19 protein-coding genes are annotated in these 24,128 nt (G+C 59.5%); 10 read left to right on the top strand and 9 right to left on the bottom strand.

The features are described 5' to 3' along the window. The first annotated feature begins 91 nt into the window (after window positions 1–91). The 3 genes from H045_RS08520 to H045_RS08510 all read left to right on the top strand — a co-directional run bounded on the left by H045_RS08520 (window position 92) and on the right by H045_RS08510 (window position 6,081). Window positions 92–3,952: a hypothetical protein gene (locus H045_RS08520; protein ID WP_015372057.1), complete on the top strand. Its 3,861-nt coding sequence runs from the start codon at window positions 92–94 to the stop codon at window positions 3,950–3,952. A gap of 237 nt (window positions 3,953–4,189) precedes the next feature. After that, the gene (locus H045_RS08515) at window positions 4,190–4,555 is read left to right on the top strand and encodes a response regulator (RefSeq protein WP_015372056.1); all 366 of its coding nucleotides are present in this window, start codon (window positions 4,190–4,192) and stop codon (window positions 4,553–4,555) included. Between the two features lie 125 nt (window positions 4,556–4,680). Continuing rightward, a complete protein-coding gene (locus H045_RS08510; protein ID WP_015372055.1) occupies window positions 4,681–6,081 on the top strand; it encodes a DUF1254 domain-containing protein in 1,401 nt (466 codons plus the stop codon). A 27-nt stretch (window positions 6,082–6,108) separates the two neighbouring features. On the opposite strand, the gene H045_RS08505 is transcribed toward H045_RS08510, so the two are convergent. Beyond that, window positions 6,109–6,621, bottom strand: a complete 513-nt coding sequence (locus tag H045_RS08505; protein ID WP_015372054.1) for a GNAT family N-acetyltransferase — start codon at window positions 6,619–6,621, stop codon at window positions 6,109–6,111. Window positions 6,622–6,798: 177 nt separating this feature from the next. Here H045_RS08505 and H045_RS08500 point away from each other — a divergent pair, with 177 nt between their 5' ends. Continuing rightward, window positions 6,799–8,388 carry an alpha/beta fold hydrolase gene (locus H045_RS08500; RefSeq protein ID WP_176717690.1) on the top strand — a complete coding sequence of 530 codons (1,590 nt, stop codon included), beginning with the start codon at window positions 6,799–6,801 and terminating at the stop codon, window positions 8,386–8,388. Here H045_RS08500 and H045_RS08495 read toward each other — a convergent pair. Together H045_RS08495 and H045_RS08490 are read right to left on the bottom strand one after the other, a co-directional pair. Next, window positions 8,361–9,524, bottom strand: a complete 1,164-nt coding sequence (locus tag H045_RS08495; RefSeq protein WP_015372053.1) for a glycerate kinase — start codon at window positions 9,522–9,524, stop codon at window positions 8,361–8,363. The two genes, H045_RS08500 and H045_RS08495, sit on opposite strands and share 28 nt — an antisense overlap. 90 nt (window positions 9,525–9,614) lie before the next feature. Further along, window positions 9,615–10,721, bottom strand: coding sequence for a sugar diacid recognition domain-containing protein (locus H045_RS08490; protein ID WP_041931613.1), 1,107 nt, complete (start codon window positions 10,719–10,721; stop codon window positions 9,615–9,617). 160 nt (window positions 10,722–10,881) lie between these two features. On the opposite strand from H045_RS08490, the gene H045_RS08485 reads away from it, so the two are divergent. Continuing rightward, a complete protein-coding gene (locus H045_RS08485) occupies window positions 10,882–12,192 on the top strand; it encodes an MFS transporter (protein WP_015372051.1) in 1,311 nt (436 codons plus the stop codon). Between the two features lie 134 nt (window positions 12,193–12,326). Then, window positions 12,327–13,208 carry an EamA family transporter RarD gene (gene rarD / locus H045_RS08480; RefSeq protein WP_015372050.1) on the top strand — a complete coding sequence of 294 codons (882 nt, stop codon included), beginning with the start codon at window positions 12,327–12,329 and terminating at the stop codon, window positions 13,206–13,208. A gap of 45 nt (window positions 13,209–13,253) precedes the next feature. Here rarD and hppD read toward each other — a convergent pair whose 3' ends face one another. Next, window positions 13,254–14,330: a 4-hydroxyphenylpyruvate dioxygenase gene (gene hppD, locus H045_RS08475; RefSeq protein WP_003230731.1), complete on the bottom strand. Its 1,077-nt coding sequence runs from the start codon at window positions 14,328–14,330 to the stop codon at window positions 13,254–13,256. A 400-nt stretch (window positions 14,331–14,730) separates the two neighbouring features. Here hppD and H045_RS08470 point away from each other — a divergent pair, with 400 nt between their 5' ends. Together H045_RS08470 and H045_RS08465 are read left to right on the top strand one after the other, a co-directional pair. Continuing rightward, the gene (locus tag H045_RS08470; RefSeq protein WP_015372049.1) at window positions 14,731–16,272 is read left to right on the top strand and encodes an EAL domain-containing protein; all 1,542 of its coding nucleotides are present in this window, start codon (window positions 14,731–14,733) and stop codon (window positions 16,270–16,272) included. A gap of 196 nt (window positions 16,273–16,468) precedes the next feature. Then, on the top strand, window positions 16,469–16,834 hold the full coding sequence (locus H045_RS08465) for a histone-like nucleoid-structuring protein, MvaT/MvaU family (protein WP_015372048.1): 366 nt from the start codon (window positions 16,469–16,471) through the stop codon (window positions 16,832–16,834). A 110-nt stretch (window positions 16,835–16,944) separates the two neighbouring features. Here the strand turns inward: H045_RS08465 and H045_RS08460 are convergent, their stop codons facing one another. Continuing rightward, window positions 16,945–17,481: a DUF4946 domain-containing protein gene (locus tag H045_RS08460; protein WP_015372047.1), complete on the bottom strand. Its 537-nt coding sequence runs from the start codon at window positions 17,479–17,481 to the stop codon at window positions 16,945–16,947. 176 nt (window positions 17,482–17,657) lie between these two features. On the opposite strand from H045_RS08460, the gene gloA reads away from it, so the two are divergent. Beyond that, window positions 17,658–18,179: a lactoylglutathione lyase gene (gene gloA, locus H045_RS08455; RefSeq protein ID WP_015372046.1), complete on the top strand. Its 522-nt coding sequence runs from the start codon at window positions 17,658–17,660 to the stop codon at window positions 18,177–18,179. A gap of 50 nt (window positions 18,180–18,229) precedes the next feature. Here the strand turns inward: gloA and ahpF are convergent, their stop codons facing one another. The 3 genes from ahpF to H045_RS08440 form a co-directional block, all read right to left on the bottom strand. Beyond that, on the bottom strand, window positions 18,230–19,795 hold the full coding sequence (gene ahpF, locus H045_RS08450) for an alkyl hydroperoxide reductase subunit F (protein WP_015372045.1): 1,566 nt from the start codon (window positions 19,793–19,795) through the stop codon (window positions 18,230–18,232). 124 nt (window positions 19,796–19,919) lie between these two features. After that, window positions 19,920–20,483 carry an alkyl hydroperoxide reductase subunit C gene (gene ahpC / locus H045_RS08445; RefSeq protein ID WP_003191303.1) on the bottom strand — a complete coding sequence of 188 codons (564 nt, stop codon included), beginning with the start codon at window positions 20,481–20,483 and terminating at the stop codon, window positions 19,920–19,922. Between the two features lie 133 nt (window positions 20,484–20,616). After that, a complete protein-coding gene (locus H045_RS08440) occupies window positions 20,617–21,549 on the bottom strand; it encodes a site-specific integrase (RefSeq protein ID WP_003230740.1) in 933 nt (310 codons plus the stop codon). 170 nt (window positions 21,550–21,719) lie between these two features. On the opposite strand from H045_RS08440, the gene H045_RS08435 reads away from it, so the two are divergent. Beyond that, entirely contained in the window at window positions 21,720–22,727 is a 1,008-nt protein-coding gene (locus H045_RS08435) for a DNA-binding protein (RefSeq protein ID WP_015372044.1), read from the top strand. Here the strand turns inward: H045_RS08435 and gorA are convergent, their stop codons facing one another. Next, window positions 22,728–24,086: a glutathione-disulfide reductase gene (gorA, locus tag H045_RS08430; RefSeq protein WP_015372043.1), complete on the bottom strand. Its 1,359-nt coding sequence runs from the start codon at window positions 24,084–24,086 to the stop codon at window positions 22,728–22,730. It abuts the gene before it with no gap. Between the last annotated feature and the right edge of the window lie 42 nt (window positions 24,087–24,128).

Genomic DNA, 24,128 nt, shown 5'->3' with positions numbered 1-24,128 from the left:
GGATTGCACTGAGCCGGCACTCAGGACTACGCCTCAGGAACAGGGAAGGTCCAACAGTCAGGCGCCTTTCCTACATACCAAGGTATTCCAAATGAGCATCACCAGCGTAGCGCATCGACCGATGAACCTTGTCACCGAAGCCCCTGAAGCGGGTGCAAAAAAGGCTGGCGCGGTAACAGTGAATCCATCCCCCCAGCAGCATTCGCCCGCTGTTGCGACACCTGCGGTCAAAACCGTGCGGCAACTGCTGGCGGACCAGCAGGATATGCTCAGTCTTGCCGATAAGCTTCGCAACCTGACAACCTGGGTGGCTCACAAGCTTTCCGACCAGTTGCACCGCGATGTTCTGGTGCCCTTTATAAATTCCTCCGAAACCCTGACCCACACTACTCCACCGACCCTGGCTGCCGTCATCAAGGACCTGGGCTATGAATTGCCGCAGACCCTGGACGAAGCTAAAAAGCTGGCAGACGTATTGGAGAAAAGAGCGTCGGTCCCTCCCTTGCGTGATTTCGGCGGTGGGCTGTCCTGGCCAATACCAATCTCGCAAGCTGACCAGCGTCGTATTGAGCGATTCCTGTACTCCAGCCGCACAGGGGTGTCAGGCTTGCCGCTGCCCCGCTTCTGGGCGTCGGGTGTGCTGGGGTATCTGCTGATGGGCGGTCCGGTGACACGAGGCGATTTGAAAGATCCGGTCACAGCGCTGCAGACATTGCTCGACAGCCCCAAGGCCGTAGAGCTGGGGCAAGCCTTGCAAGCGCACCTTGGCGGTGTGGCCTCGGACACCAGCATCTACGACTACATACTCACGACGATTAACCTGAGTTTGGATCCGGAATCTTCCTTGAACAACGTTCGCAACAAGGTAGCCGGTTTCGACTTGTTGGACTCCAGCCATTGGGGGCTCACCCCGTCGGAGGTCGTGAAAAAACTAGGCCTTCATCTAGTGAGCAAAGGGCGGGCCACACAGCACTCGGCCGAACTGGCCAGCCTTCTACTATTGGCCCCAAGCGCTCCCCAGTTTCTGGTTAAGGACATTCCCGGCGGCGTCACCGTAGGCTCTGCCATGTGGACGCAATTGACCATTGCCGCCGCCAGGATCGAGGCGCAGACACCTGGTCGGGTGCAGAACATGACCTACGCCGAGGTGATCGCCCAGGCGGAGCCCATTGCGACTGACACTTACGCCAATCAAGTGGCTCAACGCGACGCCCTGAGCGATTGGGCCCAAGCCAATGGCGTGTTGAAACCATCCGAAACCGAACATTCGCCAGCCGAGATGCAACAGGCCAAGACAGCCTATAACGATCGACTCAACGCTCTGGTGAAGTCTTCTGCGTTACTGGAGTCACCCGTACCCAGTCGAAAGGACATCGCGTTGGAGTATCTGAAAACCGAGTTTCCTCAGGTTGATCCTGCCGTATTTGACATCAGGAGTTTGCAGATACGCAACGAGAATGGAGGTCGCGTCTACCCTGCCTTTCTTACGCGACGCTCGATGCTTGATATCGTGATGGAAGGTGCAACGCTCGATAGATTTCAACTATGGGTTAAGAAAGACCCGCGCATTCCGATCGCCTCGTTCAATGCTTATGTAAGGACCAAAAAGCATCTTGAGGTCAACAAGCTATTTGGCAAGCAATATGAAGCCACAATGAAATCCCTGGGCGACGGCCACCATGAACTTGTCAAACAGCTGATTGCCAAGTTGCCACTGGCCGATCGCATGAACCTTGAATACGGCGACGTGAAGTTTTTTCACACCAACGAGTACAAAATTGCCAAGGATTTCACTTCGTCGCTGGAACTGACAGAGCGTGGGCGCAGGATGCATATAAAGACCACGCTCAACGGTAAAGTCACTATTTATGAAGTCAACACCAGCGCGGGGGTCATTGAAAAACAGGATCATCCGGCCGATAAGTTCAGTGAGCCCTACAGCCCGGAAAAAATGGATGTCAGGCGAGCCAATCTGATCACTCGAAGGTCGCTTCTGGACCCCTACAACGGCGCGCGTGACAACGAAGCAAAAGAGCAGCCTGTTAGCGCTCAAACCCCCGACAGCTATCGCTCCAAGCGCACCGACTTTATTGCCGACATGTACGTCAAAGCGCTTGCGCTGGATGGCGAGGACTTGCTCAATCACGCCAGAGGCATTACCTCCTTTGACAGAGGGCGGGCGCTGGGGAGCGTCATTGATGAATTCTTTCTCAACCTGATTCCGTTGCGATCGGCGATCAATAACTTCAGGCAAGGCAATACCTTTGAAGGGGTCAGTGATCTGGCCATGGACGCATTCGGGCTGCTTACGCTGGGTGCGGGCAAAGCTGCGCAGGCGGTAAAAGTGTTTGGCAAGGGCATGTCGGGTCTCAAAGCCGCTGGCAAGGCTACCCAAGCGGTAAAGTTTCTTGGGGCGGCTGCCCTCGAGTTTCTCAATCCCGTTGGCGGGGTGGGCGATATGTTGGTGGGAGGAGCCAACCTGGTACGCAAGGGATTTGCCAAAGGGGCCGATCTGGTCACCGCGCTCAGGGGAGCAAGTGGCAATTACGATCTGCTCAAAGCGGCCAGCAAACACTACGACGGCGCCGCGGCAGGTGCCTTCAAGGTTGACGGGCAGACCGTTCAGGGCACCGCAGTACTCCAGGGGCGCCAGTGGTACGCGTACGATCCTGCCAGTGGTGCGTCTTACGGTTCGCCACGCATGGACTTCAATCCCGCGGCCGTCGCCCTGGACGGTGAAATCAGAGCGTTCGGGGATGGCTGGCGATGGATGTTTGGTTCCACGTCTCCTGCCCATAACAGCACTTTTCGCAGGGACTACTCGGCGGCCATCGTCGCGGCGAAAGCCGAGGATAACGCCGCCTATATCAGGGGGCAGAACACCGCGCACCCGCAAGACATAGACGGCTACACCCCAGCGTTGAAGATCGATGACCTCAAACGCCTGGCGGTGGCCAGACGGCGCACGCCTATGCAATTGGGCAGCCTGGTCAGACGCATTGATGACCTCGAGATGCTGCCTGCCAAATTCAAAGCCAAGCGCGATATCGCCGAACTAACCGATGCGGCCGGCTTCAAGCGCGGGTACGACGCGGGTAAACCTCAGGCGATCCCCGGGTTTTCGGACACGTTGAGCAATAATGAGCTGGCCGAGCTTACGCTGGTGCCCGGACGCACGCCGGAGGAAATTGGCCGGTTGGTCCGGTACATGGAAAATCGCCGGTCCCTTGTCAGCCTGGAGAACTCAAGGGTGTTCAGCGATGAGGTCAAAGCCGCAGACGGCACATTCATACCCGTTCCGCAAGGTCTCGTGCTCGGCCAGATTGCCTTGATGTCTGAAGGAGAGTGCGCGGCGATATCCAACATCATTGCGGCAGCCACTCGTTACAACAAACGGGATACATTCATTAAAAACCTCTACGCTTCGATGGTCCCTCCACTCAGTGCCGACGAAATAGCCAGGTTGCGCGTGACAGACCCCGCCAAAGCCGCGCGAGAACAAAGGAGAGCGGTCAATACGGTCAAGTTCCGTCAACAGTTGGAGGACTATCAGGGCATACTCGGTTCACAGTTCCATCTCGGCATGGAGTCCCGCCAGGTGACTCACACCGCAATCATTTCAGAGCTGGCCAGTGCTCAGACCTCAAAAACACTGTTAATCAATGGCCCTGACCACGGCATCACAGCCGGCGTTGTCGTATCCGGTCAGCACAAGGAATGGTTTTATTTCGATCCCAATTTTGGATTGGCGCTCTTTGCCGATGAAGCCGCGATGCGCAAGGGATTGGACAGTTTCTTGAACAGCGGCCGCACGAAGAGCTTGCTGAACCACTTTGGCCCGTCCACGAGTGCGCCTCAATACAAAATATCGGCTTTTGAACCCGGTCACCTCAACGCGGCGGTCAAATCGGTGCCCGGCAAGGTTGACGATTTGTTCATGAACGAGCTGTAAGTCGCTCAACAGGCGCAACGGATAGCGGCTTCAAGCCGTTGCGCTGTTCCGGCAGCGACTCAAATCCCCTTACGCCCCCTGCGCGCTCGCTTAAAGGCTGCGCGCCTGGCGCGACATTTCCCCTCATTCCCTTCACAATGCCGCGCCAACGGAACTTGCAGAGATTGAAGCGACTCATTAGAAAGCAGCCCTTCAACCGCTAAAGACCTGCCCTCTCAATCCTCGGGAACCTTCATTATGTCCGCTACCCCCTCCACCATCCTTGTAGTAGAAGACGACAACATCGTGCGCATGCTGATCGTCGATGTACTCGAAGAGTTGGAGTTCACTGTGCTGGAGGCCGCTGACGCCGAGCAGGCACTGGCATTCGTGAAAAATAGCCAAGAGGTCATCAGCCTGATGATGACCGACGTCGGCCTGCCGGACATGGACGGCAAGCAACTGGCAAGCAAAGTACGTGAATTGCGCCCTCAATTGCCTATCCTGTTTGCCAGTGGCTACGCCGACAACATCGATGTGCCCGATGGTATGCAGGTCATTGCCAAGCCATTCTCGATTGACCAACTGCGCGACAAGGTCAAGTCAATGCTGCCCGCTGCCTGATACCTGCCCCCCACTTGCTCAGTTCAGCGTCCTGCAGGGATTAACGTGACGTTTGCCCAATAAAACGGGAAACTCGTCGCCTTCATCTCCCGTCAGTCAAAAGAACTTTGGAAGGACGCAACAACATGATCGGAAAACCCGCGCGCCTGGTGCTGGCGAGCCTCTCCCTCCTCATGAGTACCGGCGCATGGGCGGACTTCACGGCGACGCCGGCCCAAGCACGAGCGATCGCCAAGGAAGCCTACCTGTACGGTTTTCCGGTGGTGCAGATGTACAGGACGCTCTACACCCAGGCGGTCGACAAAGGCGGTGTCAACTACAAGGCACCGTTCAACCAGATCGGCAATACCACGCAGGTCCTGACGCCCAAGGACACCGTGCTCCCCAGCCCCAACGCGGACACGCCCTACTCCTTCGTGTGGATGGACCTGCGCAGAGAGCCCCTGGTGTTGACCCTGCCGAAAATCGAAGACGACCGCTATTACTCGGTGCAGTTGATCGACCTGTATACCCAGAATATCGCCTACCTGGGCACCCGCAGCACGGGCAACAACGGCGGTCACTACATGATCGCAGGGCCCGACTGGAAAGGTCAGCAGCCGGTGGACGTCGACCGGGTGGTCTACAGCGAGAGCAATATTGCCTACGCCCTGTACCGCACGCAGCTGTTTGACGAGAAGGACCTGAACAAGGTCAGGCAGATCCAGGACGGCTACAAGGTGCAGCCGCTGAGCGGCTATGTGAAACAGGCCGCACCGCCCAAGGTGGCGAAGATCGAATGGCCCAAGCCGATGGCGACCATGACCGAAGGCCCGCAGCTGTTTCGTTACCTGAACTTCATGCTGGCCTTTGCCGCGCCCCAGGACAGTGAAAAGGAGCTGCTCGCGCGCTTTGCCACAATCGGCATTGCCCCGGGCGCGCCGTTCAAGGTTAAACAATTGACGGCAGAGCAACGCAAGGCGCTGGAAGACGGCATCGCCGACGCCAAGGCCGAATTCGCTGCATTGAAGAAAGACCGGATCGACACCCGTCAGGTCACCAGCGCAGACCTTTACGGCAGCCGCGACCACCTGCAGAACAATTACCTGTACCGCTACGCCGGTGCCGAAACGGGCATGTTCGGCAACTCAAGTGATGAAGCGGCCTACTTCAAATACCTCGTCGACAGCGAAGGAAAACCGGCCAATGGTGCACGCCACAGCTACACCGTGCATTTTGCCAAGGATCAATTGCCGCCGGCCGATGCGTTCTGGTCGCTGACGATGTATGACGCCAGGACCCGCTTGCTGGTGCCCAACCACAAGAAGCGCTACCTGATCAATTCCCGCATGCTGCCCGCCCTCAAGCGCGACGCCGACGGTGGCCTGACCTTGGCGCTGCAGCACCACGAGCCGCCCAAGGCCGAGCAGAGCAACTGGCTGCCGGCGCCCCCTGGCCCGTTCTATGCCGTGCTGCGGGTGTATCTGCCCAAGCCCGAGGTGGGTAATGGGCAATGGAAACTGCCACCGTTGACGCCGTTGAAGTAACGATTGAGCGCGTGCGCGCCGGGCCAATCAAGCTGAAGGGCGAAGGCGCGCCATGCTCAATGTGTCAACGAATACACCGTCACGCAGGGCATAGTCGCGCAAGCGCCCTTCCACCTCGAAGCCGAACTTGCGGTACAGGCAATGCGCGGCTTCGTTGTCGGCGTACACCGTCAATTCCACCCGGTGCAGGTTCATCCAGTTGTCGGCCACGTCCAGAGCGGCCGCGAGCAGACGGGAGCCCACCCCTTTGCCCTGCCAGGCGGTGGCTACGCCCATACCCAATGAGCCGACATGGCTCTGGCGCACCCGCAGGTATTGCTCCAGGCCAAGTTGGCCGATCACTTCGCCGCCGTGCAGCGCAACCAATTGGAGTCGGCGCTCGTTATCCAGCACCAGGCGTTTGCGCCAGGCTTCGACTGACTGAAAGGGCATCTGCAGCACCTGCCTGCACACGGCAGGCTCGTTATAAAGCGCGGTGACGCCTTCCAGATGGACCTCGGTAAAGCGCTGGATCACGATGGGGGTCTCAGGCGCATGCATGCGTTCATCCTTTGAAAGGCATAGTGGCCGTCCAGTGTAGAGGCGACCGCGACGTAAAAGAAAGCAACGTGCTTTCCCGGAGACAGCCAGTAAAAAGCGTCGTACTTTCCTACATTCACGGCCAGGCCGGCCTTGTAATACTCCCGGCCATCCAACCACAGGCCAGGTCTTCAAACAGTGAACAAGCAACGAGCAGTATTGGGCAGCCTTCTTATCATGGCGCTATTGGCGAGCGGTGCCTGCTCCACCAGAAAACAGGCAGAACCTATTCGATGGCTCGCCAACTGTGACGGACGGCCTATCAGCGGTCTGGACCCGGAAGTCGTTGCCAGAACACAGTGCGGGACTGTCCGCGTGCCGTTGAATCACTTGAAGCCCTCGCTCGGCACCCTCGACCTGGATATCACCCGGGTGACTGCGCGCCAGCCAGGCAAGCGAGAAGGCGCGATATTCACCAATCCGGGCGGACCCGGCGCTGAAGCCGATGGCTTTGCGGTGCTGCTGGCTTCCATCTGGAAAAACTATGGCGACAGGGCCGCAGGCGAGGCGTATCGGCACCTGATAGACACCTATGACGTCATCGGTCTGACGCCGCGAGGACTGGGCAGCACGAAGGATTCTCAACTGGTGTGCCAGTCCGATGAGCTGATCGTCGCGCAGAACGACATCACCGAGGACCGCAGCCCTGCCAACCTCATGGCCCTGCAACACAACGCCGCCGTGCTGGCCCGTGGTTGCGCCAGTCAGCGCCTGGCGCCCTACATCAATACCGATCAAACCGCCCGCGACATGGAGTTCGTGCGTGGTTTACTCAAGGAGAAAAAACTCAATTACGTTGGAAACTCCTACGGCACCTGGCTAGGTGCCTGGTATGCAGGACTGTTCCCGGAGCACGTTGGCCGCATGGTGCTTGACTCGAACACGGACTGGACATCGACTTTTCAGGAAGCCTCACTCATCCAGGCGCCAGAGAAGGAAAGAATCTTCGAGCGTTTTGTCGCGCAGCCAGCCGCCAGTCGTCCGCATGTCTATCAGCTGGGTAGCGACCCCAAAGCAGTGCGCGACATATTCCTGGGCCTGGTCCCCGAGGTTCGGGTAGCCCTGCGCTCTGACAACGAGCTTTACAGCTCTGCGACCTATTTAATGGCAGCACGCCTGCTCAGCCAATGGTTGCGTGAAACGCCCGACGAGAACGACGCCGCATTGCTGTCCAGGGCGCGCGCTTATCGATTCAGTCCCGACGCAGGGGTGGATCAGTCGGCTAAAAGCGCGTTCATGCACGTGCTCACGCTCATCCGTAACCCTGAACCCTGGAATGGCTTGGTACCCGGTCCGCTGAAGCTGACGCCGGCAGATTCCGTACGCAGCACCGTTCTATGCAATGACACGCCGGCGGCGGGACAGGCATTCTGGACTGACAGGGAAAACCGGTATGCCACTCACTATCCGGTGGGTGGCAGCTTTTTTCAGGCTGCGCACTGCGCTGGGTGGAGCGCTCGCCCCTTAACCGGCGTACCGCTGAAAAAGCTGAAACAAGTGGACAGCATTCTGATGGTCCAGGCCGAGTTCGACGACCAGACACCCACAGCGGGCGCGTTAAAAGCCTTCAAAAGCCTGCCCAACACTCACATGACGTTGCTCAAGGGCGGTTATCAGCATGGTGTGTCTTTTTCTGATAGCAGCGCCTGCGTCAATCAGAGCGTCGGTGATTACCTGGCATATGGTCGTAAACCAGAGCGCTATCGGATCTGCTTCGTCACCGATTGAACCGAGGCCCCCAGCCGCCACACCCGCGCAATATCCGATGCGCGCTCACGCAAAAGGCGTGGCGCCTCGCTGCAAGCCTGCTCCAAAGTCATGGGCCCTGAAGGCAAGGCAAAGGCAGCGTCAACGCCATGGGCATACATCTGCTCATAGCCTTCACCCAGCGTGCCGGCGATCACAATCACCGGCACGCTGTGCCGTTGGGCGATGCGTGCCACGCCAAACGGTGTTTTACCGCGCAGGGTCTGGGCGTCAAAGCGACCCTCTCCGGTGATGACCAGATCGGCGCCGCGAACGGCCGCGTCCAGGCCGACCAGTCCGGCGACCACGTCCACACCCGCCCGAAACTGTGCGCTCAGGAATGCCTTGGCGGCAAAGCCCAGGCCGCCGGCGGCGCCGCTGCCGGGCTCGTCGCGCACATCCGTAGCCAGCACGCTGGCGCAGTGGTCGGCGAAATGCCCGAGCGCGGCATCGAGTTGCTCCACCTGCCGGGGATTGGCGCCTTTCTGCGGGCCGAAAATTGCCGAGGCGCCATGGGGACCGCACAGTGGGTTATTCACGTCGGCGGCGATTTCAAAGCGCACCTGCGCCAAACGCGGGTCGATGCCTTCGAGGCTGATGCGCGCCAGGTTCGTCAACGCCAGGCCACCCGGCGCCAACACCTGGCCTGCGGCATCGAACAGTTGCACGCCGAGGGCCTGCATCGCCCCGGCACCGCCATCATTGGTCGCACTGCCACCGATGGCCAGGATGATGCGTCGGGCGCCGAGATCCAAGGCCGCGCGGATCAGTTCCCCCGTACCGTAAGTGCTGCTGGAACACGCATCGCGTTGTCCCGGCGCGACCAGTTGCAGGCCGCTGGCCTCGGCCATTTCGATGATGGCCGTGTGGCTGTCGGCCAACCAGCCCCAACGTGCTTGAACCGTAACGCCCAATGGCCCTCGAACCGGCAGGCGGCGCAACTCGCCGTTGCACGCCGCCAGCACGGCATCGACCGTCCCTTCACCGCCGTCCGCCATCGGGCATTGCACCAGCTCGGCAGTTGGCCAGACCTGCGCCAGCCCGTCGGCGATGGCCTGAGCCACACCGGCGGCACTCAGGCTGTCCTTGAACGAGTCAGGGGCGATGATGATTTTCATGGGCGTTCTCCTTTTTTATGACGTCCATGCTGCCAGTTGCCACCTTCGATGACGCCTGTCCGATGCACAAGTACGGCGCGGGTTTGTTGTTCATTGTGACAATGGCTGGGGCAACAGCTGCACGCCCAGATACAGCGCGAGCATGCCGTCCAGGGTCAGCGGGTCGACGCCGCTGAGCTCGGCGATACGCTCCATGCGGTAGCGCAGGCTGTTGCGGTGGATGCCCAGGGCATCGGCACAGGCCTGGCTCTGACCATCGTGCTCGCACCAATTGCGCAGTGTCGCCAGCAACTGGCCGTTGGTGTCCCTGGCCATCACCTGGCGCAGCGGGGTGAGCAGTTCATCCAGAGCGTCTTCGTGGCGATGGCGCCAGAGCATTACCGGCAGGCGGCAGCGGTTGAGGGTCAGCACGCGCGATTGCGGCAACACATCGCGGCCGTAGGCGAGCAAGTCGCCGACGCGGCGGTAGCAACGGCGCAATGCGCTCAGTCCCTCGGCCTGCCCGCCAATGGCCACGCGCAGGACGCTCCAGCCCAGGCCGTCGAGTTTTTCCAGCAGCCGTGGATTGTCCACCAGCACCGTGGCGGGCCGGCACCACAGCAGAGACGATGGCGCCGAACTCACGCACCAGCTGTCCGGGTAGCGTGAGGCCAGCCAAGCGCTCAGGTCCTGTGCAGATTGCCCAGGCCCCAGCTCAAACAGGTATGGCGTGCGCGCCATTTGCGGCTTGAGGCCCAAGCGTTGCGCTTCATCCACCAGGCGCGGCGAGTCGCCGTTGTCGGCCAACAGCAGCGCCAGCAGGTCATCGCAACGCTGGCGCCGCCATTGCTGTTCGGTTTGCTGATGGCGGTGGCTCACCAGCATTTCGGCAGTCATGCGCACCAGTTCGGCGTAGGTGCGCAATTCTTGCGGCTCGCCGGTGATGCCGAGCACGCCGATCAGACGCTGATCATGCAGCAGCGGCAGGTTGATGCCCGGTTGTACGCCTTTGAGGTGTTTGGCGGTCTGGCTGTCAATCTCGACCACGCGCCCATTGGCCAGCACCAGTTGCGCGCCTTCGTGACGGGTGTTGATGCGTCCCGGCTCGCCACTGCCAAGGATCAGGCCCTGGCTGTCCATGACATTGACGTTATTGGGCAGGATCGCCATGGTGCGATTGACGATATCCTGCGCCAGGTCATGATCAAGCTCGAACATGGGGCGGTTTTCCTTGAAAGCGAGGTTGTTCATCGGCACAGCGCAACGCATGACCGACTGTGCGCGGGCACAAAGACAATGGGCTGCCGGTTGGCCGAGACTCGTTGGGCGATCAACGTTACCTGTGCATCGCAAAAAATCATAATAAAGAGAGACCGCCATGTCCCAGAGCGCCGCTGCAACACCGGCCACCGATGACGCAAAAAACGCCATCTACAAGCGCATCACCCTGCGCCTGATCCCCTTTATCTTCATCTGCTACCTGTTCAACTACCTCGACCGGGTCAACGTCGGCTTTGCCAAGTTGCAGATGCTCGACGCGCTGAAGTTCAGTGAAACCGTGTACGGCCTGGGGGCCGGGATCTTCTTTATCGGCTACGTGCTGTGCGGCGTGCCGAGCAACCTGGCGCTGACCCGCTTCGGCCCGCGGCGATGGATCGCCCTGATGATGATCGTGTGGGGCACGTTGTCGACCTGCCTGCTGTTCGTCACCACGCCCACGCATTTCTACACCCTGCGCCTGTTTACCGGCGCCGCCGAAGCGGGCTTCTTTCCAGGCGTGGTGCTGTACCTTTCGCAGTGGTTCCCGACCTTTCGCCGGGGACGCATCATGGCCTTGTTCATGTCGGCGATCCCCGTGTCCGGCCTGCTTGGCAGCCCGTTTTCCGGGTGGATCCTCAACCATTTCGCCGCAGGCCAAGGCGGCCTGGCCGGCTGGCAGTGGATGTTCCTGTTGCAGGGCATTCCCACCGTGATCCTCGGCGCCCTCGCCTACTTCCTGCTCAGCGACAGCTTCGCTCATGCGAAGTGGCTCAAGCCCCACGAGCGTGCGGTGCTGGAGGCCGACCAGGCCACGGACCTGGCGAACAAGCCGAAAACCAGCACCGATTCGCTCGCTGAAGTGTTCAAGAACCCGGCCATCTGGGCGTTCGGCCTGATCTACTTCTGCATCCAGAGCGGTGTTTACGCGATCAACTTCTGGCTGCCGTCGATCATCAAAAACCTGGGGTTCACTGACAATCTGGTGATTGGCTGGCTCAGCGCAATTCCGTACCTGCTGGCGGCGGTGTTCATGCTGCTGGTGGGTCGCTCTGCCGACCTGCGCAAGGAGCGGCGCTGGCACCTGGTGGTGCCGATGCTGATGGGCGCCGTTGGCCTGGTGATCGCAGTGAATTTCGCGACCACGCCGGCAATTGCCATCCTCGGCCTGACCATCGCCACCATGGGCGCCCTCACCGGCCTGCCGATGTTCTGGCCGGTGCCTACCGCCCTGCTCAGCGCGGGAGCTGCGGCAGGTGGATTGGCGTTGATCAACTCCATGGGACAAATGGCCGGCTTTCTCAGCCCCTACATTGTGGGTTTTGTGAAGGACGCTACAGGGTCTACGGATATGGCGTTGTACCTGCTGGCGGCGGTGATTGTGGCCGGTAGTGTGCTGGCGTTGCGGATGACCCGCAGCCTGAAGGACTGAGGCGCGCCAAACGATCAATACGGTGATCGGGCCGGGAGCCGTCAAAAAACGCCCCAAAATAGCGCGACGCTGCTTCGCTAAAACCACCATAATCTGCGCTTGGAATTGGATTAAACGGTTTGCGCGAGGGCAGCGTGTCTAAAGGTGTTGTGTTATCCGTCTCGGCTTCGGTGTTGTTTGCCGTCATGTACTACTTCACGTCGTTGCTGACGCCGTTGAGCGGCCTGGAAATTTTCGGCTGGCGCATGCTGCTGACCATGCCGTGCATGACCGTGTTCATGCTCGTTACCGGCGAATGGCGGCGTGCCTGGGCGTTGCTGCGCAGGCTAGCGGCCGAGCCGAAGTTGATCCTCGGGGCGATGCTGTCCTCGACCTTTCTGGGCCTGCAGTTGTGGCTGTTCATGTGGGCGCCGCTCAACGGGCGCAGCCTGGACGTGTCGGTGGGTTACTTCCTGCTGCCGCTGACCATGGTGCTCACCGGGCGCCTGGTGTGGGGCGAGCAGTTGTCTTATCTGCAGAAGGTCGCGGTATTCTTCGCCGGTCTCGGGGTGCTCAACGAGGTGCTCCAGGCCGGAGGCTTCTCCTGGGCGACGCTGGTGGTGATCATCGGCTACCCGCTGTATTTCATCATTCGCAAGTACCTCAAGACTGACCACCTGGGCGGGCTGTGGCTGGACATGGCGCTGATGCTGCCGGTCGCCTGGTGGTTCGTGCAGAGCGGCGAACAGGGATTTGCGGTGATGGAGACTCACCCGAAACTTTATGCGCTGATCCCGATACTCGGCCTGATCAGTGCCTCGGCGCTGGTGAGCTACATCATTGCCAGTCGACTGCTGGCGTTCAGCCTGTTCGGGCTGCTCAGCTACGTTGAGCCGGTATTGTTGCTGCTAGTGGCACTGCTGCTTGGCGAGGGCATCAAACCGGGCGAATGGCTGACTTACATCCCAATCTGGATCGCGGTGATGGTGCTGGTGTTCGAAGGCTTCAAGCATCTGGTGCGCCAGCGCCGGCCCTGAATGGCAGGTAATAAAAAGCCCGGCCGAAGCCGGGCTTTTTATGGGTCAGTCGGCGGTCAGCACACCGCGACGCACCTGGTCGCGCTCGATCGACTCGAACAGCGCCTTGAAGTTGCCTTCGCCAAACCCATCGTCGCCCTTGCGCTGGATGAATTCGAAGAACACCGGCCCCATCAGGGTTTCCGAGAAAATCTGCAGCAGCAGGCGCTTGTCACCTTCGATCGATGAACCGTCCAGCAGGATACCCCGCGCTTGCAACTGATCGACCGGCTCACCGTGGTTGGGCAGGCGGCCTTCGAGCATTTCATAGTAGGTGTCCGGTGGCGCAGTCATGAAGCGCATGCCGATTCGCTTCAATGCGTCCCAGGTCTGGATCAGGTCGTCGGTGAGGAACGCGACGTGCTGGATGCCCTCGCCATTGAACTGCATCAGGAACTCTTCGATCTGCCCTGCGCCCTTGGACGATTCCTCGTTGAGCGGGATGCGGATCATGCCGTCCGGCGCGCTCATGGCCTTGGAAGTCAGGCCGGTGTATTCACCCTTGATATCGAAGTAGCGCGCCTCACGGAAGTTGAACAGCTTCTCGTAGAAGTTCGCCCAGTAGGCCATGCGGCCGCGATACACGTTGTGCGTGAGGTGGTCGATGACCTTCAGGCCCGCACCAACCGGGTTGCGTTCCACGCCGTCGAGGTACACGAAGTCGATGTCATAGATCGAACTGCCCTCGCCGAAGCGGTCGATCAGGTACAGCGGCGCGCCGCCGATACCCTTGATGGCCGGGAGGTTGAGTTCCATGGGCCCGGTCTGGATATGAATCGGCTGGGCACCCAGTTCCAGCGCGCGGGTGTAGGCCTTTTGCGAGTCCTTGACGCGAAACGCCATGCCGCACACCGACGGGCCGTGCTCGGCCGCAAAATACGAAGCCAGGCTGTCGGGTTCGTTGTTGAGGATCAGGTTGATCTCGCCCTGGCGGAACAGGTGCACGTCCTTGGAGCGGTGGGTGGCAACCTTGGTGAAGCCCATGATCTCGAAGATCGGCTCCAGGGTGCCCGGGGTGGGTGATGCGAACTCGATAAATTCAAAGCCCATCAGGCCCATCGGGTTTTCGTAGTGGTCTGCCATGGTCGGCGCCTCATCATGCAAATGGTTGACGGTTGGTCAGTTGCGAGCAGGGATGAGGGTTGAGGGCGGCGCGCAGGAAAGGCCTCGCACGCTGCGGGCGAGGAAGTCACCAAAGATGAGGGGGGAACCGAGTAGCTTCATGGTGTCATCAGTCTCTGACGGCAGAGGCTTGCGTGAGCGCAAGTCCATATTCTTGTATGCGTAAATCGATTCTACACAGCGTAACTCTGTTTGTCCGCAGTGTTATCAGATCGCCAATGCACTGCCCGGTGCAAGGTGTTTGTGAAGCAAGTCGAGCGTGCGTTGATCTGCTGCATTGCAAGCATATTTAAGCCCGGGCATCTATCATCGCTGTATTCGCGCCGGCCACCGGCCCGCCCACTCGCCTGACAGGCCGCCCATGCCCTTAACCATCAAAGGCCCCCGCAAGCCCCTGGCCCGCCATTCGATCAGCGTTTTCTGCGCGCTGGTGCCCATCGCGCTGGGTGTGGCCATTCTGCACTGGCAAGCCGAGCGCACCCTGGACCACAACACGTTGCAAGCCGCCCAGGAAGCCGTGCGTCAAGTCGATCTGATGCTCGACCACACCGCACTCGCCACCCAGGCTCTGTTGCCGCTGGCCGGCCAACCCTGCGACCAGGCCGCGCAGTTGGCGCTGCGTGAACAGGTGACACGGGGGCCGTTTGTGCGGGCGACGACCTTGTCCTGGCAGAGAAACATGTACTGCACGTCGCTGTTCGGCAGCGATCATGTGTCGCACATTAATCCGGCGGACTACGTGGGCGGACATCTTCTGTTGATGAAGGGCAACCCGGTGACTCCCGACACGGCCTTATTGGTGTACCGCCAGGTCGACGGTGACCGGGGCGCCTTTGCCTCAATCGATGGCTATCACCTGACCAACACGCTGCGCCTGCTCAGCCGCCATGCGCAACTGGTGCTGCAAGTGGGCGTCAATTGGCTGGGGAACGACGGCAAAGTACACGACACTGCAGTTCCGACGTTTGCCGTGGCCCATCATCACCTCGCTTCCGAACGCTATCAGTTCAACGTCGACGCCGGTATGCCGGCGGGTGAAGTCTGGCGCTACATGCAGGCGCGCTACCCCGCCTTGTTCAGCCTGGTGCTGTTCTTTGGCGTACTGGCGGGCCTGCTCGCACATGGTCTGCAAAAACGCGTGTCGCCGCCCACCCATGAACTGCGGCGCGCCCTGGGCGCCAATGAGTTTCTTGCGTATTTCCAGCCGGTGGTACGCGGCGATACCTGCGAATGGGCTGGCTGCGAAGTGCTGATGCGCTGGCAGCACCCCAAGGAAGGCCTGGTGCGGCCCGACCTGTTTATCCCACTGGCCGAGGATTGCGGCCTGATCGTACCGATGACCCGTGCCCTGCTGCGTCAGACTGCCGAACAACTGGCACCGCACGCAGGGCTTTTCAAACCCGGCTTTCACATTGCTGTGAACATCACCGCCCGGCATTGCCGGAGTCTTGAGCTGGTGGAGGATTGCCGGGCGTTTCTCGCCGCCTTTCCCCCACGCCACGTCACGCTGGTGCTGGAGCTCACCGAGCGTGAGTTGATCGAACCCACCGACATCACCCGTCGACTATTCAACGCACTGCATGAGCTGGGGGTGATGATTGCCATAGACGACTTTGGCACCGGGCATTCCAGCCTGGGTTACTTGCGCAACTTCCATGTTGACTACTTGAAGATCGATCAGAGTTTCGTCGCCATGATCGGCGTCGATGCGCTCTCCCGCCATATCCTCGACAGCATTATCGAACTGTCGGCAAAGCTCGACCTGGCGATCGTTGCCGAAGGCGTGGAAACGGTCGAACAACGCGAATACCTGGCCGCACACGGCGTGGATTTCCTGCAGGGTTACCTGTTTGGACGGCCGTTACCCGGGCCCGAATTCATTAAATCTTTGGTTCGCCATTGAATAGCCAGCGACTAGCAATGTGAAATAGTAGAGTTCAGACAAAAGACTTGATTTACTCAAGACGGATTAACTACTACAATTTTTCCTGCCTGTGCAGCACCCGCAGACGCCATTTTACTTAAGTCGTTTTAACGCTTTTGGCTTATAGCTTTGTCTGCAGTTGATGTCAGCCACTTACACTATTGGAGTAAAGATCTTGTCCAGACTCGCCGAATTTCGCGCAGCAGAAAAAGCCCTTCAAGAGCAGCTCGCCCAGCTGGAATCCCTGAAGAACGACGCCGGCCTGAAGAAAGAAATCGAATTCGAAGAAAAACTTCAGGCACTCATGAAGCACTACGGCAAAGGCCTGCGCGACATTATCTCCATCCTTGATCCTAACCCGGGCAAGGCCGGCGCTGCAGCCGCCGCCGCTCCCAAGCAGCGCCGTGCACGCGTGGTCAAGGTGTACCACAACCCGCACACCGGCGAACTGATCGAAACCAAGGGCGGCAACCATCGCGGCCTTAAAGCCTGGAAAGAACAGTATGGCGCTGCCACTGTAGACTCCTGGTTGCGCGGCTGATCGTGCTGCACTAATAAAAAGCCCCGCTTATGCGGGGCTTTTTATTGAAGGGTTCGAAATCGAACTTAAATATTATTTCATTTTGTTCAAAATCGATAAGTACCCCACACTTAAAGTTTGAGCGTGTCGCGCACTGAACTGACTTCACCCTTGCTTGCTTCATAAGCCTCGGCCTGCCCCGCGAATGAAAATACGTAGGCTTTATCGGCATCGACGGCACCGACTAATGTTTGTGAGAGTACATGCCTGCCATTCTCGGTAATCACGCAGGTGGATTCCAGCGCATCGAGACGGCTTAATGTGCTGGCGTGAATTTTGGTGCACACACTTTGATAACCGCCCTGCGCGAAATCCTTCTGGATGGATTTGCGCATCTCCAGCAACACACCTTGCAGATTGACTTTATGCCCCGCCTCGATGGGCGTGGCGGTCAGCTCCATGACCATCAAGGTCGCACCATTTTCGTCGTTCTTGATTGCCCGTTGGCGCGACACGCTTGCGGCGACCGAGGGCGCCTGCGTATCAGGCGCCACGGCCTCTACCTGCCAGCCACTGGGCCAGTGAACTTGCGGATCAGCCGCCCATGCCAGCGGGCTGGCCAACAATAAACACAAAGCACTCAACAGCGGGTTACGTGACTGGATCATTGCAAAAACGCCCAAGGTTCAAGCATTAAAGTTTGAGCCCCCGCACCCGCGACTCGCAAGGGCTGCGTGACCTTTTCTTTTGGCGCTACCGGCGGGCCTTGCGTATCATGACCGTGCAGCACGGATGCTTGCCGCAAGCCAAGGGACCGCTTTGCCCCATTTTTTCTGGAGGGCCCATGAGCCTGCACGAACTGAACACCTTGCCGGGCGTCACCGCCCAACCTGACACCGCTACTTCGAACTTCGTGTTCAACCACACCATGCTGCGGGTCAAGGACATCACTCGGTCGCTGGACTTCTATACGCGCGTGATGGGATTTTCCCTGGTAGAAAAACGCGATTTCGCGGAAGCCGAATTCAGCCTCTATTTCCTCGCCCTTGTCGATAAAGCGCAGATTCCAGCGGACGCGGCCGCGCGTACCCAGTGGATGAAGTCGATTCCGGGCATTCTGGAACTGACCCACAACCACGGCACTGAAAACGACGCGGATTTTGCTTACCACAACGGTAATACCGACCCTCGCGGTTTTGGCCATATCTGCATCTCGGTGCCGGATATCGTGGCTGCCTGCGAACGTTTCGAAGCCCTGGGCTGCGACTTTCAAAAGCGTCTGACGGATGGTCGCATGAAGAGCCTGGCCTTTATCAAGGACCCGGACGGGTACTGGGTCGAGATCATTCAGCCCGCACCGCTGTAACGAAAAAACCCCATGATCGCTCATGGGGTTTTTCATTTACGGGCCCTGTATCAAGCCGGCGCCGAAGAGCGGATCAAGTGATCGAAAGCACTCAGGGAGGCCTTCGCGCCCTCGCCCACCGCAATCACGATCTGCTTGTACGGCACGGTCGTCACGTCGCCTGCAGCGAACACACCAGGCAGTGACGTTTCGCCACGGGCGTCGACGATGATCTCACCGCGCGGTGTCAGCTCCACAGTGCCTTTGAGCCAGTCAGTATTAGGCAGCAAGCCGATCTGCACAAAGATGCCTTCCAGGTCGAGGGTGTTGAACTCGCCACTGTCGCGATCCTTGTACACCAGGCCAGTGACTTTCTGACCGTCACCTTTGACTTCGCTGGTCAACGCACTGGTGATCACGTCCACGTTCGGCAGGCTGTGCAACTTGCGCTGCAACACGGCGTCAGCGCGCAGTTTGCTGTCAAACTCGAGCAAGGTGACGTGGCTGACGATCCCGGCCAGGTCGATGGCCGCTTCCACGCCGGAGTTACCGCCGCCGATCACCGCCACGCGCTTGCCCTTGAACAGCGGACCGTCGCAGTGGGGGCAAAAGCACACACCCTTGGCTTTGTATTGCTGCTCGCCCGGCACGCCCATTTCACGCCAGCGGGCACCAGTGGCGAGAATCACGGTTTTGGATTTGAGGGTCGCACCGCTTTCGAAGCGAATTTCGTGCAGGTCGCCGGCATTTTTTGCCGGGATCAGGCTGCTGGCGCGCTGCAGATTCATGATGTCAACGTCGTACTGACGCACATGGGCTTCCAGGGCACTGACCAGCTTCGGCCCTTCGGTTTCCTGCACCGAGATGAAGTTCTCGATGGACATGGTGTCCAGCACCTGGCCGCCAAAACGCTCGGCAGCCACACCGGTACGAATGCCTTTGCGGGCAGCGTAGATGGCGGCCGAAGAACCGGCCGGGCCACCGCCAACCACCAGGACATCAAAGGCGTCCTTGGCGCTGATTTTTTCGGCGGCTTTTTCGATGCCGCTGGTGTCGAGTTTGGCGAGGATCTCTTCCAGACCCATGCGGCCCTGGCCGAAGTTCACGCCGTTCAAGTAGACGCTGGGCACTGCCATGACCTGGCGCTCATCGACTTCTGCCTGGAACAGCGCGCCGTCGATGGCGACGTGACGGATGTTCGGGTTGAGCACCGCCATCAGGTTCAGCGCCTGGACGACATCCGGGCAGTTCTGGCAGGACAGCGAGAAGTAAGTCTCGAAGCTGAACTCGCCTTTAAGGGCGCGAATCTGTTCAATCACGTCGACACTGGCTTTGGAGGGGTGACCGCCGACTTGCAGCAGGGCCAGCACCAACGAAGTAAATTCATGGCCCATGGGGATGCCGGCAAAGCGCAGGCTGATATCGGCACCCGGGCGGTTGATGGAGAACGACGGCTTGCGCGCATCATTGCCATCGGTGTTCAGGGTGATCAGCGTGGTGAGGCTGGTCACGTCCTGCAAGAGGGCAAGCATTTCCTGGGATTTCGCGCCGTCATCGAGGGAGGCGACGATCTCAATCGGCTGGGTGACCCGTTCCAGGTATGACTTCAACTGAGCTTTAAGAGTGGCGTCCAACATGAGGGCGATTTCCTTTAATTCTGGGTATAAAAAAACGCCCGAGCGAATCTCGCCCGGGCGTTTTTTGAGGGCGGTTGCGGCTTACTGAGTAGGTGCGGATACCCGCCCTGGGTGCTTCACAGACTTAGATCTTGCCGACCAGGTCCAGGGACGGAGCCAGAGTGGCCTCGCCTTCTTTCCACTTGGCTGGGCACACTTCGCCCGGGTGGGCAGCGACGTACTGGGCAGCCTTGATTTTGCGCAGCAGCTCGGAAGCGTCACGGCCAACACCGCCGTCGTTGAGCTCGACGATCTTGATCTGGCCTTCAGGGTTGATCACGAAGGTGCCACGGTCAGCCAAACCTGCTTCTTCGATGAGCACATCGAAGTTGCGGGAGATGGTCAGGGTCGGGTCGCCGATCATGGTGTACTGGATCTTGCCGATGGCTGGCGAAGTGTTGTGCCAGGCAGCGTGGGCGAAGTGGGTGTCGGTGGAAACGCTGTAGATCTCGACGCCCAGTTTCTGGAATTCGGCGTAGTTGTCAGCCAGGTCTTCCAGTTCGGTTGGGCAAACGAAGGTGAAGTCGGCTGGGTAGAAGAACACAACGGACCATTTGCCTTTCAGGTCAGCGTCGGTCACATCTACGAAGCTGCCGTTTTTGAATGCGGTGGCTTTGAACGGTTTTACTTGGCTGTTGATGATAGGCATCGTTGACTCTCCGTCAGGGGTTATGAAGTTGATGGGGTGAATCCTAACCACTCTTTACGTCGATGGCTCATTGGCAAACCTGATGCTGGTGATTGGTTTTCCCTATCAGGTAGCTGTATTAATAGAAGAAATCTCACAGCAACGGTTGGCTGGCCAGGGTCATGCCAGTAAAGGGCGTCGCCTCAACATAGCGCATGGCCGATTTCATGTCGCGCCAGCCGACGTAACTCATCAGCGATTTCAAGTCCCAGCCACTGCGGTGGGCCCAGGTCGCAAAGCCCCGGCGCAATGAGTGGCTGGTGTATTGCTCGGCGGCTATCCCCGCGCGCTGGAGCGCCTGACGCAACAACGGAATCACGCTGTTGGGGTGCAAGCCCTCCTCGCCCAGATTGCCCCAGCGGTCAATGCCGCGAAACACCGGGCCGCGTACCAGAGCCGAGGCGCTGAGCCATTCGCTGTAGGCCTGTACTGGGCACAGCCTCAAGAGCGCAGGCGTTTGGTAGGTCTTGCCGAGATTGTCGCGATCACTTTTGCTGCGCGCCAGATACAGGCTGATACCCGCGCCGGGCGTGGCCTGCACATGTTCGATCTGCAGGCGACACAGCTCATCACTGCGAAACCCGCGCCAGAATCCCAGCAGGATCAACGCCGTGTCGCGCCTTGCGCGCAGTAATCGCGGCTGATCCTGCTGCTCACTCGCGTCTTGCGCCTCTGCCTGCAGAGAGGCCACCACCCGCTCCAGGTGAATGAGTTGCAACGGCTCTGCCTGCTTCTCCTGAAGCGGGTGCACGGCCCGAATGCCCTTGAGTACCTTGCGCACCACCGGCGCCTTCGTCGGGTCGGGAAAGCCCTGGCTGATGTGCCACTGCGCCAACGCCGACAGCCGCAGCTTTAACGTATTCACCGCCAGCACGCCTGCGTGCGCCACCAGATAGCGCGCCACGCTGTCGCTGGTGGCGGGCAGGAATCCACCCCAATTCACCTCGAAATGCTCGACGGCCGCGCGATAGCTGCGGCGCGTGTTATCGCGGGTGGCCGCGTTGAGATACCGCTCCAGATCGCTCATGGCAGGCCTTTTCGTACTGATGGCAGGGGTGTTCGCGCTCACAATGCGCATTACACGGGATAATACGCCAATATCCCATCTGTTAAATCATGAATGTAAAGGATTTTCGATATGTGATACGGTATGTAAATACATACCCTGTACCACGGTACGAAATCGACGGAGACCCCATGGCTCGTGGCGGCATCAATAAAGCAGTAGTCCAGACGGCGCGCATGGCGATCATTGCCCGTGGCGAAAACCCCAGCATCGACGCGGTACGCATCGAGATGGGCAATACCGGTTCGAAGACCACTATTCATCGGTATCTAAAGGAGTTGGACGAAAGCGAAACTCGGGCAACCATCACCCAGGCGCCCATCGACGACGAACTCGGCGAACTGGTGTCACGGCTGGCCCAGCGCCTCAAAGAGAAGGCCCAAGAACCGATCGACCTGGCCCAGGCGCAGTTCGAACAGGACAAGGCCGCCCTGCTCGGCCAGCTGGAAGCGCTTGAGCTTGCCCATAGCCAGCTCAAGCAGCAGTTCGATATCCAGGCCGCAGCGCTTGCAGAAGAAAGCGCTGCACTGCAAACCGCCAGCGCCAGCCTGCAAACCGAGCAGACGCGCAACGCCGGGCTCAGCCAGGCGTGCAGCGATTACGTGTTGAGGATCAACGACAAGGACGAACAGATTCGTTCGCTGGAAGACAAGCACCTGCATGCCCGCGACGCGCTTGAGCATTACCGCAACGCGATCAAGGAACAGCGCGAGCAGGAACAGCGCCGACATGAGGGTCAGTTGCAGCAACTGCAGGCTGAACTGCGCCAGGCCCAGCAAAGCGCGATGGTGCGTCAGGACGAGATCACCCAGCTGCACCGTGACAACGAGCGCCTGCTGATCGAGCACCGCGTCACGGCCAAGGAGTTGAATGCGCTGCAGGAACAGACGCGCAAGGACCAAGCCCAGCAACTCGCATTGAGCGAACAGGCAAACCGAATTGAAAGCGAACGCACGCTGCTGCAGGAGCGTTTGCGCGTGGCCATGCTGGAGAACCAGTCACGCCAGGAGGCGCTGGCCGAGCATCAACAGCAGAACAAGACGCTGGAACTGGACCTGATCAAGGCCCAGGCCAGCATTGAAGCGCTGCGCCTGGCGGCTGTCATTGCGACGACGCCAGAGGCAGCGCCTGACACCTGATCAGTCGGCTACCGGCGTGCGCATGGTGACGAACTCTTCCGCCGCCGTCGGGTGCACGCCGATGGTTTCATCGAAATGCTGCTTGGTCGCGCCCGCTTTGAGCGCGATCGCCAGCCCCTGCACGATTTCGCCGGCATCAGGGCCGACCATGTGGCAGCCCAGCACCCTATCGGTGTCGGCGTCGACCACTAGCTTCATCAAGGTCTTTTCCTGGCATTCGGTGAGGGTGAGTTTCATCGGCCGGAAGCGGCTTTCAAATACCTTCACCGTGTGGCCTTGCTCTTTTGCGTCTTCTTCGGTCAGGCCAACAGTGCCGATATTCGGCAGGCTGAACACCGCCGTCGGAATCATCGCGTAATCCACCGGGCGATACTGCTCGGGCTTGAACAGACGACGCGCTACCGCCATGCCCTCGGCCAGGGCCACCGGGGTCAGCTGCACACGGCCGATCACATCGCCAATCGCCAGGATTGATGCTTCAGCGGTCTGGTACAGGTCGTCCACTTCGACAAAGCCGCGCTTGTCCAGTTTGACGCCAGTATTTTCCAGGCCGAGATTGTCCAGCATCGGCCTACGGCCAGTCGCGTAGAATACGCAATCGGCTTCCAGCACACGTCCATCCTTGAGCGTCGCCTTGAGGCTGCCGTCAGCCTGCTTGTCGATACGCGCGATATCGGCATTGAACTGCAGGTCCAGGCCGCGCTTGGTCAGCTCTTCTTTCAAGTGCGTGCGCACCGAGCCGTCGAATCCGCGCAGAAACAGGTCACCGCGATACAACAGCGAGGTATTGGCGCCCAGGCCATGGAAGATCCCGGCAAACTCGACCGCAATGTAGCCGCCACCCACCACCAGTACGCGCTTGGGCAGGTCCTTGAGGAAGAACGCCTCATTGGAGCCAATCGCGTGTTCGCGCCCCGGAATCTCCGGAATCTGCGGCCAGCCACCGGTAGCGATCAGAATGTGCTTGGCGGTGAACCGCTCGCCATTGATTTCCACCTGATGAGGGTCGACCAACCGCGCATGCCCTTCGTGCAGCGTGACGCCGCTGTCGACAAGCAACTTGCGGTAGATACCATTGAGGCGATTGATCTCGCGATCCTTGTTGGCAATCAACGTCGCCCAATCGAAGTTCGCTTCGCCCAAGGACCAGCCAAAACCGCTGGCCTGCTCGAAGTCTTCGGCAAAATGCGCGCCGTACACCAACAGCTTTTTCGGCACGCAACCGACATTGACGCAGGTACCGCCCAGGTAGCGGCTCTCGGCCACGGCCACTTTGGCACCAAAGCCCGCGGCAAAGCGGGCCGCGCGAACACCGCCGGAACCGGCGCCAATTACGTACAGGTCAAAATCGTAGGCCATTTCACTCTCCTCGGCAGCGCATCAGCATACCGACTTAGATGG

Source organism: Pseudomonas poae RE*1-1-14 (assembly GCF_000336465.1).
Lineage (GTDB): Bacteria > Pseudomonadota > Gammaproteobacteria > Pseudomonadales > Pseudomonadaceae > Aquipseudomonas > Aquipseudomonas poae.
This window is presented reverse-complemented; position numbering and strand designations above follow the sequence as displayed.